12 protein-coding genes are annotated in these 15,096 nt (G+C 70.2%); 5 read left to right on the top strand and 7 right to left on the bottom strand.

All coding sequences use genetic code 11. From position 1 onward, the window contains the following. Positions 1-7: 7 nt before the first annotated feature. The gene (gene mtrA, locus ACFW0G_RS32700; protein WP_007028977.1) at positions 8-685 is read right to left on the bottom strand and encodes an MtrAB system response regulator MtrA; all 678 of its coding nucleotides are present in this window, start codon (positions 683-685) and stop codon (positions 8-10) included. 299 nt (positions 686-984) lie between these two features. Between mtrA and ACFW0G_RS32705 the strand changes: the two genes are divergently transcribed. From ACFW0G_RS32705 to solA, 3 genes are all read left to right on the top strand, one after another. Then, positions 985-1,770, top strand: a complete 786-nt coding sequence (locus tag ACFW0G_RS32705) for an IclR family transcriptional regulator (protein WP_378329311.1) — start codon at positions 985-987, stop codon at positions 1,768-1,770. A 277-nt stretch (positions 1,771-2,047) separates the two neighbouring features. Continuing rightward, on the top strand, positions 2,048-4,492 hold the full coding sequence (locus tag ACFW0G_RS32710; RefSeq protein ID WP_378329312.1) for an FAD-dependent oxidoreductase: 2,445 nt from the start codon (positions 2,048-2,050) through the stop codon (positions 4,490-4,492). Continuing rightward, a complete protein-coding gene (gene solA, locus ACFW0G_RS32715) occupies positions 4,489-5,640 on the top strand; it encodes an N-methyl-L-tryptophan oxidase (protein WP_378329313.1) in 1,152 nt (383 codons plus the stop codon). Before ACFW0G_RS32710 ends, solA begins: the two co-directional genes overlap by 4 nt. On the opposite strand, the gene ACFW0G_RS32720 is transcribed toward solA, so the two are convergent. Together ACFW0G_RS32720 and ACFW0G_RS32725 are read right to left on the bottom strand one after the other, a co-directional pair. Next, on the bottom strand, positions 5,626-6,258 hold the full coding sequence (locus ACFW0G_RS32720) for a dTMP kinase (RefSeq protein WP_378329357.1): 633 nt from the start codon (positions 6,256-6,258) through the stop codon (positions 5,626-5,628). The two genes, solA and ACFW0G_RS32720, sit on opposite strands and share 15 nt — an antisense overlap. Before the next feature lie 81 nt (positions 6,259-6,339). Continuing rightward, the gene (locus ACFW0G_RS32725) at positions 6,340-6,624 is read right to left on the bottom strand and encodes a hypothetical protein (protein WP_378329314.1); all 285 of its coding nucleotides are present in this window, start codon (positions 6,622-6,624) and stop codon (positions 6,340-6,342) included. A 247-nt stretch (positions 6,625-6,871) separates the two neighbouring features. On the opposite strand from ACFW0G_RS32725, the gene ACFW0G_RS32730 reads away from it, so the two are divergent. Further along, positions 6,872-7,870: a hypothetical protein gene (locus tag ACFW0G_RS32730; RefSeq protein WP_378329315.1), complete on the top strand. Its 999-nt coding sequence runs from the start codon at positions 6,872-6,874 to the stop codon at positions 7,868-7,870. Positions 7,871-8,005: 135 nt separating this feature from the next. Here ACFW0G_RS32730 and ACFW0G_RS32735 read toward each other — a convergent pair whose 3' ends face one another. Both ACFW0G_RS32735 and ahcY read right to left on the bottom strand, forming a co-directional pair. Then, positions 8,006-8,431, bottom strand: a complete 426-nt coding sequence (locus ACFW0G_RS32735) for a YjdF family protein (RefSeq protein WP_378329316.1) — start codon at positions 8,429-8,431, stop codon at positions 8,006-8,008. A 248-nt stretch (positions 8,432-8,679) separates the two neighbouring features. Then, positions 8,680-10,152: an adenosylhomocysteinase gene (gene ahcY, locus ACFW0G_RS32740; RefSeq protein ID WP_378329317.1), complete on the bottom strand. Its 1,473-nt coding sequence runs from the start codon at positions 10,150-10,152 to the stop codon at positions 8,680-8,682. A 92-nt stretch (positions 10,153-10,244) separates the two neighbouring features. On the opposite strand from ahcY, the gene ACFW0G_RS32745 reads away from it, so the two are divergent. Continuing rightward, positions 10,245-12,533 carry a hypothetical protein gene (locus tag ACFW0G_RS32745; RefSeq protein WP_378329358.1) on the top strand — a complete coding sequence of 763 codons (2,289 nt, stop codon included), beginning with the start codon at positions 10,245-10,247 and terminating at the stop codon, positions 12,531-12,533. A 55-nt stretch (positions 12,534-12,588) separates the two neighbouring features. Here ACFW0G_RS32745 and ACFW0G_RS32750 read toward each other — a convergent pair whose 3' ends face one another. Continuing rightward, positions 12,589-13,263 carry an LPXTG cell wall anchor domain-containing protein gene (locus ACFW0G_RS32750; RefSeq protein ID WP_378329318.1) on the bottom strand — a complete coding sequence of 225 codons (675 nt, stop codon included), beginning with the start codon at positions 13,261-13,263 and terminating at the stop codon, positions 12,589-12,591. A 287-nt stretch (positions 13,264-13,550) separates the two neighbouring features. Next, a complete protein-coding gene (locus ACFW0G_RS32755; protein ID WP_378329319.1) occupies positions 13,551-15,071 on the bottom strand; it encodes an amino acid permease in 1,521 nt (506 codons plus the stop codon). Positions 15,072-15,096: the final 25 nt, after the last annotated feature.

The following is a 15,096-nucleotide window of genomic DNA, read 5'->3' on the forward strand; positions in this document are numbered from 1 at the left end:
GGACGGATCACGGCGGGCCGGCCTTGTACCCGACGCCGCGCACGGTCAACACCACCTCGGGGTGCTCCGGGTCCCGCTCCACCTTCGACCGCAGCCGCTGGACGTGCACGTTGACCAGCCGGGTGTCGGCCGCGTGCCGGTAACCCCAGACCTGCTCGAGCAGCACCTCGCGGGTGAACACCTGACGCGGCTTGCGCGCCAGCGCGACCAGCAGGTCGAACTCCAGCGGAGTCAGCGGGATGGCCTTGCCCTCGCGGGTGACCTCGTGGCCGGGGACGTCGATGGCCAGATCGCCGATGGTGAGCGACTCGGCGGGCTCGGCCTCGGTGCGGCGCATCCGGGCGCGGACCCGCGCGACCAGCTCCTTCGGCTTGAAGGGCTTGACCACGTAGTCGTCGGCGCCGGACTCCAGGCCGAGCACGATGTCCACCGTGTCGCTCTTGGCGGTGAGCATGACGATCGGCACGCCGGACTCGGCCCGGATCGCCTTGCAGACGTCGATGCCGTTCATCCCGGGCAGCATGAGGTCGAGCAGGACGAGGTCGGGTTTCAGCTCGCGCAGCGCGGGAAGCGCGCGCGAACCGTCGGCGACCACCGCCGTGTCGAACCCCTCCCCACGGAGCACGATGGTGAGCATCTCCGCGAGTGCGGGGTCGTCGTCGACCACCAAGACACGTGCCTTCATGAACACATATTCGCACTACTTGCCACACGAGGACGCGCGACCCGGGGTTCGGACGCCGGAAAGATCCGAAATCGAGCAGATTTGCTCCATCCGGGTGCGGGCCTTCCGGGTGGCGGCCGGGCCGTCCCCTCACCGCCCACCGTACCCGTGTGGAGCGGACCGCGAGCGGATGCGAGGGACGCCCTCGGTGCGCTCGATGCACCGAGGGCGTCCCTCGCCACAGCCAACGCACCAGGGGCGTCCCTCGGTGTTCGCCCACTCAGCCGAACTTTTTCAGCGTCAGCCGTTAGTGTTGCGTCATGCGGAACCAGGACCCTGCGAACGCAACTCCCAGCCAGGTGCAATCGGTCGACCGCGCGATCAGCGTGCTGGAACTGCTCGCCCGCAACGGGGAAACGGGGATCACCGAGATCGCGGGCGAACTGGGCGTCCACAAGTCGACCGCGTCCCGCCTGCTGAGTGTCCTGGAGTCGCGTGGCCTGGTGGAGCAGCTGGGCGAGCGGGGGAAGTACGCCATCGGCTTCGGCATCGTCCGGCTGGCCGGGGCCGCCACCGGCCGGATGGACCTGGCGAAGCTGGGCCGGACCAGCTGCCAGGCACTGGCCGAGTCGCTGGGCGAGACGGTCAACATCGCGATCGCCGACGACGGCGTCGCGATCAACATCAGCCAGGCCCGCGGATCGGCCGCGATCACCACGCAGAACTGGACCGGCCAGCGCACGCCGCTGCACGCGACCTCCAGCGGCAAGATCCTGCTGGCCTCGCTGCCCGAGGCGGAGCGAAAGCGTCTTCTCCGCCGCAAGCTGGAGCAGTACACCCCGCGTACGGTCGTCGACCCGGAAGAACTGAATGCCGAACTCGACCGCGTCACCGAAGACGGTTACGTGGCCTGCTACGAGGAACTCGAACTCGGTATGCACGCGGTCGCGGTGCCGATCCGCGGCCCCGGCGGCGAAGTCGTGGCCGCGATGAGCGTTTCGGGGCCTTCGTACCGCCTCTCGAAACAGCGCGTCCGCCAGATCGTGCAGCCGCTCACCGAAGCGGCGATGGAGCTTTCCGCCCAGCTCGGCTACTTCGCGGACTGAGGCGTCCACTCCCCCGACGTCGCATCGACAAGGGCGAGCGTGCCGTTACTTGGCCCGTTCGCCGGTAGCACCGCGCCCACCTGCGCGACCACCCTGGAACGGGAACCTTTTCGGGCTCTTGACACTGCTCGCGGCATCACGCACCTTGTTGCAGAAGACGGAACGTATTCCCCCATCCGCAACCTCCCGCGCCTCCCCCGACGCGGGCCCCGAGCACGCCAACGGCAAGGAGCCCGGCTGTCCACAGTGGACGCGCGGGCAGGCGAGGAGGACCCCGATGGCTCCACGGCCGCGCGTTGTCGTCGTCGGCGCGGGGATAGTCGGCTGCGCGGTGGCCGACGAGCTCACCGAGCGCGGCTGGACCGACGTCACCGTGCTGGAGCAGGGTGACCTGTTCGCCACCGGCGGGTCCAGCTCGCACGCGCCGGGGCTGGTCTTCCAGACCAACGGCTGCAAGACGATGACCGAGTTCGCCGGCTACACCGTCGAGAAGTACAGCGGTCTCACCCTCGACGGGCGTCCGTGCTTCCGGCCGGTCGGCGGGCTCGAGGTCGCCGGTTCCCCGGCCCGCTGGGCGGATCTGCAACGACGGCACGGCTGGGCGACGTCGTGGGGCGTGCCGAGCACGCTGCTCGACGCGGGCGCGTGCGCCGCCCTGCACCCGCTGCTCGACGCGACGAAGATCCTCGGCGGCTTCCACACCCCCGGCGACGGGCTGGCGGAACCGCTGCGCGCGGCCGAAGCCCAGGCCCGGCGGGCGATCGAGCGCGGGGCCCGGTTCCTCGCCCGCCAGCGGGTCGTCGCCGTGGAACGCGCGCGCGGCCGGGTCACCGCCGTGGTCACCGAGACCGACCGGTTCCGCGCCGACGTCGTCGTGTCCTGTGCCGGGATGTGGGGACCGCTGCTCGGGGAGCTGGTCGACCTCACCGTGCCGCTGGTCCCGATGGCGCACCAGTACGCGAAGACGACGCCGTTGCCCGCGCTCGCCGACCCCACCGAGGCGAGCAGGCCGATCCTGCGGCACCAGGACGCCGACCTCTACTTCCGCGAGCACGGCGACCGGCTCGGTGTCGGCGCGTACGGGCACCGACCGATGCCGGTCGATCCCTCGGACATCGCCGATCCCCGTGCCACCGAAGGCATGCCGTCCGAACTCGCGTTCACCCCAGCCGACTTCGAAGCGTCCTGGGCCGCCGCCACCGAGTTGCTGCCGATCCTGCGCGAGGCGAAGGTCGAAGAAGGCGTCAACGGGCTGTTCTCGTTCACCCCGGACGGGATGCCGTTGCTCGGCGAACACCCGGACCTCGACGGCTTCTGGGTCGCGGAGGCCGTCTGGATCACCCACTCCGCCGGTGCCGCCCGCGCACTGGCCGAATGGCTCGTCGACGGGCAGCCGAAGACCGACGTGCACGGCTGCGACCTCGCCCGTTTCGAACGGGTCCAGCTCGCGCCGGACTACGTGCGCGCCCGCAGTTGCCAGAGCTTCGTCGAGGTGTACGACGTCATCCATCCCCTGCAGCCGATGGAAGAACCGCGGCCACTGCGGACGAGCCCGTTCTACGAGCGCCAGCTCGAACTCGGCGCGTGTTTCCTGGAGGCGGGCGGCTGGGAACGTCCACAGTGGTACGCCGAGAACGAGAACCTGCCGGAGGTCGACCGGATCCCCGCCCGCAACGGCTGGGCCGGGCGGTACTGGTCGCCGATCGGCGGAGCCGAGGCGCTGGTGGCCCGCGAGCGGGTGGCGATGTTCGACATGACACCGCTGAAGCGCCTCGAAGTCACCGGTCCTGGCGCGCTGCCGTTCCTCCAGGCGATGACCACCAACCAGCTCGACAAGCCGCCGGGGGCGATCACCTACACGCTGCTGCTCGGCGAGGACGGCGGGGTGCGCGGCGATCTCACGGTCGCGCGGCTGGCCGCCGACCGGTTCCAGGTCGGCGTCAACGGGCCCCTCGACCTCGACTGGCTGCGCAGGCATCTGCCCGGCGACGGCACCGTGCAGATCCACGAGACCACGTCCGGCACCTGCTGTGTCGGCCTGTGGGGACCACTCGCGCGCAAGGTCCTGCAGCCACTGTCCACAACGGACTTCTCACACCGGGCGATGGGCTACTTCAAGGCGAAAGCCGCATACGTAGGCGGTATCCCGGTGGTCGCGATGCGACTGTCCTATGTGGGCGAACTCGGCTGGGAGCTCTACACCGGCGCCGACCTCGGCAGGCGGCTGTGGGACACGCTGTGGGAGGCGGGCAGGCCGCACGGGATCATCGCCGCGGGCCGGGAGGCGTTCGCGAGCATGCGCCTGGAGAAGGGCTATCGGTCCTGGGGCACGGATCTGACCACCGAACACGACCCGTACGAGGCCGGTCTCGGCTTCGCGGTGCGAAGGGACAAGGGCTACTTCCTCGGCCGGGACGCGCTCGAAGGACGTTCGGCCGAGACGGTCACGCGGAAACTGACCTGCCTGACCATCGACGATCCGTACGCCGTCGTGCTCGGCAAGGAGCCGGTATACGCGCAGAGCCGGCCGATCGGCTACGTCACCAGTGCGGCATACGGCTACACGGTCGGCAAGAACATCGCCTACGCGTGGCTTCCCGTCGATTACACGACGCCGGGTCAGCGGGTCGAGATCGAGTACTTCGCCGAGAAGATCCCCGCACTGGTGGCGGCCGAGCCGTTGTTCGATCCGACGATGACACGGTTGCGGAGCGCGCGATGACCCATTACGACGTCATCGTGCTCGGGCTCGGCGGGATGGGCAGCGCGGCCGCGTGCCGGCTGGCGCGGCGCGGGCAGCGGGTGCTCGGTATCGACCAGTTCGCGCCGGTGCACAACCGCGGCTCCAGCCACGGCGGCTCGCGGATCACGCGGCAGGCCTACTTCGAGGACCCGGCCTACGTCCCGCTGCTGCTGCGGGCGCACGAACTGTGGGAGGGCATCGAACGCGACTCCCAGCGGGAGATCTTCACCCGCTGCGGCGGGCTCGTCCTCGGGCGGCCGGATTCGCGGCCAGTGACCGGGAGCCAGCTGAGCGCGCAGAAATTCGACCTCGCGCACGAGCTGCTCGACGCGGCCGAGATCCGCCGCCGCTTCCCCACCCTCAACCCGGCGGACGACGAAATCGCGCTGTACGAACCGGGCGCGGGGCTCGTGGTGCCCGAGGCGAGTGTCGCCGCGCACCTGCAGCTCGCCGCGCGAGCGGGCGCCGAACTGCACCACGAGGAAAAGGTCTACACCTGGAGCGCGAGCACCTCGGGCGTCCGGGTCGGCACCTCGCACGACCACTACACCGCCGGGCACCTCGTCGTCTGCCCCGGGGCATGGGCCCCCGAACTCCTGTCCGACCTCGGCGTCGAGTTCCGGATCGAGCGGCAGATCCAGTACTGGTTCGCCCCCGACGGCGGTATCGAGCCGTACCGGCGGCATCCGGTGTACATCTGGAACACCGGGGACGGCCGCGATCTCTACGGCTTCCCGGCACGCCACGGACCGCGGGACGGGGTCAAGGTCGCGATCTTCAGCGGCGGGCGGACCTGCACGGCGGACACGATCGACCGCACGGTGTCGGACGAGGAGGTCGCGAACATGGCCGCGACCGTCGCGCCGCGCCTGCCGACCCTGCCGGGACGCTTCCTGCGCGCGGCGACCTGTCTCTACACCACCACCCCGGACACGCATTTCGTGATCGCGCCGCATCCGGCGGAGGACAGGGTCACGGTCGCGTGCGGATTCTCCGGGCACGGCTTCAAGTTCGTCCCGGTGGTCGGGGAGATCCTGGCCGACCTCGTCGTCGACGGCGGGACCACGCACCCGATCGCGTTGTTCGACCCGGCTCGGTTCGCCCGAGACGTCTCAGCTCTGGAGTAATTCCTTCGCGAGCGCCTCGACGTCGGTGTGCGAGACGCCGTCGAGGACATGCCACGGAGCGAGCCACGCCGACTTCGCGAGTTCGTCGTATACGGCGGCGCAGCGTGTCTGGAGTGCGTCGTCGGTCTCGAACGCGTCGCGCTCCCGGTCCGTTTCGGTCGCCGCGCGACGTTCGGCCCGCTCGGCGGCGACCTCGGGCGCGACCCGCAGCAGCAGCTGCGCGTCCGGGCGCGGCAGGGCGAACCGCTCGACCTCCAGGTCCCAGACCCAGCGCACGACCTCGCCGCTCGCGTCCTGTCGCAGCCGTGCGGCGGCGTACGCGGCGTTGGAGGCGACGTACCGATCCAGCAGCACGACGTCGTTCGCGGCCAGCCGCGTCCGGATGTCCTCGGCGGCGCCACGGCGATCGAGCGCGTAGAGCATCGCCATCCCGTACACCGAATCGACGAGGTCGCCGTGACCGCGATGCAGCGCTTCGCGGACAAGGTCGGCGTGCACGCTCTCGCCGTAGCGCGGGAACGCGAGCTTGCCCACGCTCGCCCCGGCGGCGTTCAGCGCACCGGTCAGCCTGTCCGTCAGGGTGCGCTTCCCGGCACCGTCCAGTCCTTCGATCACCACGAGTCGGCCCACGGGAAGACCCTACGGTGCCCGTGGTCGACCGGTGGGCCCGGCGGGGGTGCTCACCACCGGGCCCGCCGGTCAGGTTTCGGCCGGACGGCGTAACGCGTACACCAGATAGCCACCCGCGCTCGCGACCAGCAGCCCGCCGAGGAGCAGCAGGGGAACCCAGACGCCGTCGTCACCGTTCTGCTGGGCGGGGATGTCCCCGCCACGGGGCATCACCTGGCGCACGGCCGTCGCCCGCGCGGTGGTGTCCTGATAGGACGCCGGAAGCGAAACCGCCTCCGCCGTCGCGGGAAGGGCCAGCCACAAGGCCAGGCTCACCGCCGCGGCGGTACGAGCCCGATTCGAGATCACTGGCACGGACGGCCTCCTGCTCGAATATGGGCGAACCATTCGGTGGTCACAACGGTGAACAGCGCGGTCACGCTGGGCAAGAACGCCATCCGGACGAACGGACCGTTCCGCCCCGGTGCCGGAACGCGGAACGGCGGGGATCCCGTGCCAGCCACCCCGAACGGGGGTCGGCAGCATTCCGGGGCACTGCTAACGTGAACGTTCCGCGGTGTTCACGCCCAGCGCACACACTGTTCGGGTGAAGGGACGAGCGGTGGCAACAGACGGAGACCTCCCCTTGATCATCGACGGCGTCCGCCGTCCGGCCGGCGAGCTGCCGAAGGAACTCTCCGCGGCGCTCCGCGGCGGCGAATTCCACCAGGCACTACGGCTGGCCATCGCGCACCGGGGCCTGTCACTGGCCCGGCTGCGCGCCCATCTGAGCCTTCGGGGTGTCCAGATCGGACAGTCGACGCTGAGCTACTGGCAGCGTGGCCTCCGCCAGCCGGAGGTGCCGAAGGCGCTGCCCGCCGTCCGCGCACTGGAGGCGGTGCTCCAGCTGCCGGCCAACTCCCTCGTGGTGCTGATCGGACCGCGGGTGGGGCGGCCGCGCGGGCACCAGATGGCCGCGTCGTTCCACGACCTGCGATCCGGCGACATGGGCTCGATCGTCGACGAGCTGCTCGCCGAGCTGGGCGCGTACCCGGCCACCAACCGGCACAACGCCGACCTCGAGCTGCTGTCGGTGCACGACACGATCACCTTCGACGCCGAACACCGCCAGGTGAGCGTGCGGACCCGGCTGGTGACCCGCGCCCGGCGACACGGCCCGGACCGCTACGTCACGGTGTACAACGGCGACCCGGGCTGCCGGATCGCCGACGTCGAGCTGATCACCGACGAAGGCTGCCGGGTCGGGCGGATGCGGCGCAACCCCGAGCACGACACCATGGCGACCGAGCTGCTGTTCGACCGCAAGCTCGCCGAGGGCGACATCCACGTCTTCTGCTTCGAGGTCCGCGACGACTCGGGCTCGGCCTCCCCCGGTTACTACCGGATGCTGCGCGACCAGTGCTCGAGCTACCTGCTGCAGCTGCGGTTCGCCACGGACGCCCTGCCCGCGCGGTGCACCCGGCAGATCCGGGCGCGCGACGACGCGCTGCCGGTCGAGGCCGAGGAGCTGCCGTGCGACGCCCAGGGCGTCACGAGCGCGTACTTCCGGGAGGCGGGACCGGGGCTGGCGGGCGTCGCCGTGGAGTGGAACGACGCCTGAGCCGCGCCGGGGTCGAGCGCCCCAACGAAGTTTCCCCCTGCCGGACCCGATGTCGCGAACGCTCCGTTGCCGACGATGAACGTCCCGAACGGAGCGTTCGCGACACATCGCCAGGCCCACTGCCCTCGGCACCTCTCACCGGCCACGGTGCTTCGCTCGGGCCTTGTCCCGCGCCAGCGTGCGCCTGCGCTGCGCCTCCGCAGCCGCCCGACGCTTGCGCGCGGCCTTGTTCTCGACGATCCGCTCGGCCACCGACTCCTTCAACGCGCGCTGCGCGGCCGTCCCGATGCCGGCGTCCTCTTGAGCACGCTTGGCCAGCTTCGCCAGCCGCTTGGCGTTGAGCCGCGCCGTCGGCCGCTCCTCGACGGGGACGGCGGGTGCCGCGCGGGCGGCGTCGGCGAGCCGGACGAATCCTCGTCCGGCGGCGAACGCGGCGAGTTCGGCGTGGGTCGGCTCGGCACCGAAGACGTGGCGGGCGGCGCGCACGGCGCCGTCCTCGTGGATCTCGTAAACGCCGACCCAGAACCGGCCGTCGTGGTACAGCGTGAAAACCCCGTTCACCGGAAACCTCCAGGCATGACGAATCAGCCTGGCCGCACTGGTTTCCCGCTCGGGCCGCGGGACAACGAGCCGGGGCGGGCTCCCACCGCCGCCTGCCGCCCGGACTACCTACCGGGCTGTGAGGTTCGTCCAGCCAAGAACAACACCACCAGCCTAGCGAGCGGCCGCAACGCGATATCGGCCCCGAAAAGGAGCGAGGGACCTTTGCTATCGCCCGGCGATAGCAAAGGTCCCTCGCTCGCGATGCGTCAGTAGCGGTAGTGGTCGGACTTGAACGGGCCCTCGACGTCGACGTCGATGTACTCGGCCTGTTCCTTGGTGAGCTTGGTCAGCTCGCCGCCCAGCGCCTCGAGGTGGATCCGCGCGACCTTCTCGTCGAGCTTCTTGGACAGGCGGAACACCTCCTTGTCGTACTCCTCGTGCTTGGTGAACAGCTCGATCTGCGCGATCACCTGGTTGGCGAAGCTGTTCGACATCACGAAGGACGGGTGCCCGGTGGCGTTGCCCAGGTTCAGCAGACGGCCTTCGGACAGCACGAGGAGGCTCTTGCCATCGGGGAAGACCCACTCGTCGACCTGCGGCTTGATGTTCACCCGGCGGACACCCGGGTAGCGCGCCAGGCCCGCCATGTCGAGCTCGTTGTCGAAGTGCCCGATGTTGCCCAGGATCGCCTGGTGCTTCATCCGCGCCATGTGCTCGGCCATCACGACGTCCTTGTTGCCCGTGGTCGTGATGATGATGTCCGCCTCGTCGAGGACGTTCTCCAGTTTCTTGACCTGGTAGCCGTCCATCGACGCCTGCAGCGCGCAGATCGGGTCGATCTCGGTGACGATGACCCGTGCGCCCTGGCCACGCAGCGATTCCGCCGCGCCCTTGCCGACGTCGCCGTACCCGCAGACGACCGCGACCTTGCCACCGATGAGGACGTCGGTGCCGCGGTTGATGCCGTCGATCAGCGAGTGCCGGATGCCGTAGCGGTTGTCGAACTTCGACTTGGTGACCGAGTCGTTGACGTTGATCGCCGGGAACAGCAGCTCACCGGCGGCGGCGAGCTGGTAGAGCCGGAGCACACCGGTCGTGGTCTCCTCGGTGACGCCGCGAATGCCCTCGCCGATTTTCGTCCACTTCCCGGTATCGGCCGCGACGGAGGCACGCAGCAGTTCGAGGAACACGCGGAACTCGTCCGAGGTGTTCTCGTCCGGCGTCGGCACGACGCCAGCCTTCTCGTACTCGGTGCCCTTGTGCACGAGCATGGTGGCGTCGCCGCCGTCGTCGAGGATCATGTTCGGGCCGTCGCCGTCCCAGGTGAGCATCCGCTCGGTGCACCACCAGTACTCCTCGAGCGACTCGCCCTTCCACGCGAACACCGGGACACCCTTGGGCTCTTCGGGCGTGCCGTGCGGGCCGACCACGACCGCGGCGGCGGCGTGGTCCTGGGTGGAGAAGATGTTGCAGGAGGCCCACCGCACCTCGGCCCCGAGCGCGACCAGCGTCTCGATGAGCACCGCGGTCTGGACCGTCATGTGCAGCGAGCCCGAGACACGCGCGCCACGCAGCGGGTAGACCTCGGCGTATTCCCGGCGCAACGCCATCAAACCGGGCATCTCGTGCTCGGCGAGGCGGATCTCCTTGCGGCCGAACTCGGCGGCTTCGAGGTCGGCGACGGCGAATTCGATGCCATTACGGGTCTGGTGCCGCTGGGCAACGCTTTCGGGGGTCATAGTGGCGGTTCCTCCAAGACTCGACGACATCCGAACACTACCGTTGTCGCCTTGACGCTAGTTGGAACGCTGAGGAGACCCCCGCCGTGCCCTTGCCAGGCCCCGACACCCGCATCGTCGAACTGCGCGTCGCAGGGCTGGTCGGCACCAGTGGCGAAAGCCTGCTGGACTCGGTCGCGACGGTCGACGTCGCCGGCGACGGCCTCGGCAGGGTCATCCGGCCCGCCGACCGGCTGCGCCGCCCCGCGCCGGGGCCGGTGCTGCCCGCGCTGGGCCGGTCGATCCCCCGCACGCTCGAGGGGTACCTCTGGAGCGGGATGACCTCGGGCGGCGCGGCGAAGGCGACGTGGGCGCTGCTGTTCCCGTTCTCGCTGGCCAACGTCGCGTTCTGGATGCTGCCACCGGTGCCGCCGGGGAGCCGGTTCGCCGCGTTCCTCGGCGCGCTGTGCCGCGGCCTGCTCCGCATCGCCGCGTTGCTGCTGACGATGCTGCTGGTGAGCCAGCTCTCCGCGACCGCGCTGGACCTCGTCGCCACGCAATGTCTCGCCCCCGGCTCGGGCTGTATCCCCTCGGCGCCGTCGTGGCTGCGCGAGTCGTCCCTGCTGCGCGTGACCATCGGGGTGCTGCCGCTGTTCGTGATCATCCTGGTGCTGCACCGGATTTCGTCGGCGAACTGGAAGGTGCACGCCCCGGACGGCGTACGCCGGTCCGGGCCGCTCCGGCTGCGCACCGACCCCGACACGCCGGGCCTGCGGGTCATGCACACCGTCGCCGCGCTGGCCTCCGTCGCGCTGCCCCTGGTCGGCGGGCCGCTGCGAGTACCGGACGCGCCGTTCGACATCGTCGTGTGGATCTGTGCCCTCGCGCTGGTCTTCGCCTCGATCCTGACCGTCACGATCGGCACCGACGCCGGTCCGCTCGCGCGCCGCACCTTCTTCTCCTTCGCGGTGCTGGTCGTCGTGGTGGCCGCGGTCCGCGCGCTGCCCCTGCCTTCGGGCGGGCACCGCCTGCCCGGCACGGACCCGACGGTGGAAGGCCTCGGCGCCGCGCAGGTCGTGGTCACCGTGTTGTTCGCGGTGACGCTGATTCCCGCCGCGCTGCTGGCCCGGCGCACCTGGAAGGACCAGCCGCGGCGGCTGCGTCCGTGGGTCGGTGGCTGGACGGCCGCACCGGTGCTCGCACTCGCCGGGCTGCTCGGCGGCGGCTTCGGCGCCGGGCTCGCCGGGGTGGTGCGGAAGCTGGCGGGCGCCGACGGGCTCCGGCTTCCCGACACCTACCGGCTGATCACCGTGCTGTGGGGCGGCGGGCTGGTGCTGGCCGTCGTGCTCGGCGTCGTCGGCTTCGCGATCGCCGTCCCGCTGCGCCGTCGCCGCCGGGGCGTCCCCGCGGTCGTGGAACTGATGGAGCTGGACGAAAAACAGGAGGCGGACGCCGCGTCGGCGTGGGCGCGATCGGCGTGGGAACGTCGTCATCTGCACCATCTGGCACTCACCGTCGCGCTGGCGATGGCCGCGGGCGGGATCGCGCTCCTGGTGGTGCGCTTCGGTTTCCGCCTGAACCCCGGCTGGTTCGAGCCCCTGTCGACGATCGGCGTGTTCGCACTCGCCGCGCTGGCGGCCGGGCTGCTGCGCGTGGTCTACACCGCGGCGAAGAGCCCGCAGCGCAGCAGGCACCTCGGCGCGCTCGCGGACCTGGTGTGCTTCTGGCCGCGCGCCGCGCATCCGACCGTCCCGCCGTGCTACGCGCTGAAGGTGGTGCCGGAACTCACGAGCCGGGTCAAGGACCATCTCGCCGAGCCGAACACCCGGGTCGTGCTCTCGGGCTACAACCTGGGCAGCCTGCTCGCCGTGCTCGCCGCGTCGCGGCTGGCAGGCGAACTGCCGGACGAGGATCTCGAGCGGATCGGCCTGCTCACCGCGGGTTCGCCGCTGCAGTGGGGCTACCAGCGCGCGTTTCCCGCGCTGCTGCCGCCGGAATCGCTCGCGGCGCTGTTCGGCGATCTCGACGGCCGGTGGCGGGCGCTGTGCCGGGGAACGGACATCTTCGGCGGCGGTGTCACGACGTGGCGGCACCAGGTGACGTCCGGGAAGCTGCTCGGCGACGGCTATCTTCCCGAAGGCGGCATCGGCGCGCTCGCGGCCGAACCCGATCCGCACGGGGTGCTCGTCCTCGGCGGCGACCACTGGCTCCCGGACCCGCTGCGCGCGCCGACCGGACGTCACCGCTGGGCGCCCGGGGTCCTCAAGCAGCGGGACTACCTGGTCGATCCGGAATGGGACAACGCCGTCGCGATGGCCGCGGGCCTCGCCCGGCCGGGAAAGCCGTCGAAGCGCTGGGGTGAGCAGGGCGCCCTCTTCGGCGACTTCCCCACCCAGCGCTGAAGGGGACTTTCCTCGCATCCGATGCGAGGAAAGTCCCCTTCAGCTCACGTCAGGACTACTGAGCGCGGCGACGCAGCTTCAGCAGCGTCAGCAGGCTCCCACCGCCGAGCAGCAACAGCGCGCCGACCCAGATGAGCCAGCCGTTGTCGAAACCGGTGTTCGCCAGGCCGCCGCCGTTGGCCCCTCCCGCGTCGATCGCGGGGGCCGGGACAGCGGTGGTGCTCGGCGCCGCGGTGTCCGAAGTGGACGGAGCGGCCGAGGTCGGGGCCGCCGAGCTGGTCGGAGCCTTGGTCGGCTCCGCGGGCTTGCTCGGCGACGAGGTCGGCTTGTCCGTCTTCGACCCGCACAGGAACCAGTGGTCGATCTTGGCGTCGCGGTTGTCGACGGTCTTCGGCGCCCGCAGTTCCTTCCACGGCAGGTCGGCGAGTTTGCCGGGCTCGTAGACGTTGTAGCCGTCCTTACCGCCTTCGACGACGATCGCGGTGACCTTCACGCCCTCGCCGACGGCGGTGATGTTCAGGTACTTCTCACCGTCGCCACCGGTGAAGCTGACGTCCTCGTGGGACAGCTGTTCCTTCTTGACCTGCTCGCACTTCGTCACGCTGCCCGGGATGGGCTTCGCGCGGCCGTCGTCGGTGTGGCACGCGAACGCGGACGTCGCGGTCCCGAGCAGGGTGACGGTGGTCAGCGCGAGGACGCCGAGGGTGGCGCGGACCGGCCGTCTGGACATGACTGACATTCAGAACTCCTGTACCGAACGGGGAAGACAAGCGGGGAGGCACTGCACCCTCGCCGGACAACGAAGCCACTCTCAGTACGAATCACTCAGAGGTAATTAACCCGACAGAGGGACACAAGGCCCGGCAGGTATATCGCAAACGGGTCACCACGTTCACCCTCAGTGCGAGTAGCGCCCCGAACCGGAACCAGCCGGTTATCAACCCGTGACCCGTGTCACCTAAAAGAGGACGGCCCGCCGTCCCCGAAGGGGCGACGGGCCGTCCGCGTGGCGAAAACTCAGTCCTTGACCTCGACCGGGCCCGGCTCGCGAAGCCGCTTGCCGAGCAGGGAGTTCCGCTTGCTGTAGGCGAAGTAGACGACCACGCCGAGCACCATCCAGGCCAGGAACCGCAGCCAGGTCAGTACCGTCAGGTTCAGCATCAGCCACAGGCAGATCAGGATCGCCAGCACCGGGATCACCGGCACCCACGGCACCCGGAACGCCCTCGGCAGGTCCGGGCGGGTCTTGCGCAGCACCAGCACGCCCGCCGACACCAGCACGAACGCGAAGAGCGTGCCGACGTTGACCATCTCCTCCAGCTTGTCGGCCGGGAAGAACGTCGCCGCGATCGCGACCAGCGTGCCCACCAGGATCGTGGCCCGGCGCGGCGTCCCGCTCTTGGGGTGGCTCTTGGCCAGCCCGCGCGGCAGCAGGCCGTCCCGCGACATCGCGAAGATGATCCGCACCTGGCCGAGCATCAGCACCATGACGACCGTGGTCAGCCCGGCCAGCGCCCCGACCGAGATGATGTTCGCCGCCCAGTCGACGCCGTTGGCAGCGAACGCGGTGGCCAGCGTCTTGTGGCTGCCGTCGCCCGCCGACGTCGCCAGGTCCGTGTAGGGCACCATGCCGACGACCACGAGCGACACCGCCACGTACAGCACGGTGACGATGGCCAGCGAGCCGAAGATGCCGCGGGGCACGGACTTCTGCGGGTTCTTGGTCTCCTCGGCGGTGGTCGCGACGATGTCGAAACCGATGAACGCGAAGAACACCAGCGAGGCCGCGGCCAGCAGGCCGAACACGCCGAAGGAACTGCTGGCGCCGCCGGCGAGATGGGAGAACAGCGACTGGTCGACACCGGTCTCGGCGCTGCCGCCCGTGGTGCCCGGTGGGACGAACGGCTGGTAGTTGGCGCCCTTGATGTAGAAGAAGCCGAGCACGATCACGAACAGCACGACCGCGACCTTGATCCCGGTGATCACCATCGAGAACCGGGAGGACAGCTTGGTGCCCAGTGCGAGCAACATGGCCAGCGCGGCGACGACGATCAGCGCGCCCCAGTCGACGGTGAGCCCGCCGATGTCGAAGGAGGTCTTGGTGCCCTTGCCGAAGATGTAGCCGAGCACCGTTTCCAGATACAGGGACCAGCCCTTCGCCACCGCGGCGGCACCGACGGCCAGCTCCAGCACCAGGTCCCAGCCGATGATCCAGGCCGTGAACTCGCCGAACGTGGCATAGGAGAAGGTGTACGCGCTGCCCGCGACCGGCACGGTCGAAGCGAACTCGGCGTAGCACAACGCGGCGAGCGCGCAGGCGATCGCGGCGATGACGAACGCCACCGAGACCGAGGGACCCGCGAAGTCACCCGCGGTACGCGCGGTGAGCGTGAAGATCCCGGCGCCGACGACGACCGCGACGCCGAACACCGTCAGGTCCCAGGCACTGAGGTTTCTTCGGAGCTTGGTATCCGGCTCGTCGGTGTCCGCAATGGACTGTTCGATGGACTTGGTGCGCCACAAACCCGTCCCGGGCAACGTTGACCTCCTCAGACCGCATGTA

Origin of the sequence: Amycolatopsis sp. NPDC058986 (assembly GCF_042741125.1) — a bacterium.
Classification (GTDB): Bacteria; Actinomycetota; Actinomycetes; order Mycobacteriales; family Pseudonocardiaceae; genus Amycolatopsis.

Bases quoted from the DNA above. Each gene is read 5' to 3' on its own strand.
- ahcY (WP_378329317.1), bottom strand. From the start codon at position 10,152: ATGACCCCCGAAAGCGTTGCCCAGCGGCACCAGACCCGTAATGGCATC.
- ACFW0G_RS32750 (WP_378329318.1), bottom strand. From the start codon at position 13,263: ATGTCCAGACGGCCGGTCCGCGCCACCCTCGGCGTCCTCGCGCTGACC.
- ACFW0G_RS32705 (WP_378329311.1), top strand. From the start codon at position 985: ATGCGGAACCAGGACCCTGCGAACGCAACTCCCAGCCAGGTGCAATCG.
- solA (WP_378329313.1), top strand. From the start codon at position 4,489: ATGACCCATTACGACGTCATCGTGCTCGGGCTCGGCGGGATGGGCAGC.
- mtrA (WP_007028977.1), bottom strand. From the start codon at position 685: ATGAAGGCACGTGTCTTGGTGGTCGACGACGACCCCGCACTCGCGGAG.
- ACFW0G_RS32710 (WP_378329312.1), top strand. From the start codon at position 2,048: ATGGCTCCACGGCCGCGCGTTGTCGTCGTCGGCGCGGGGATAGTCGGC.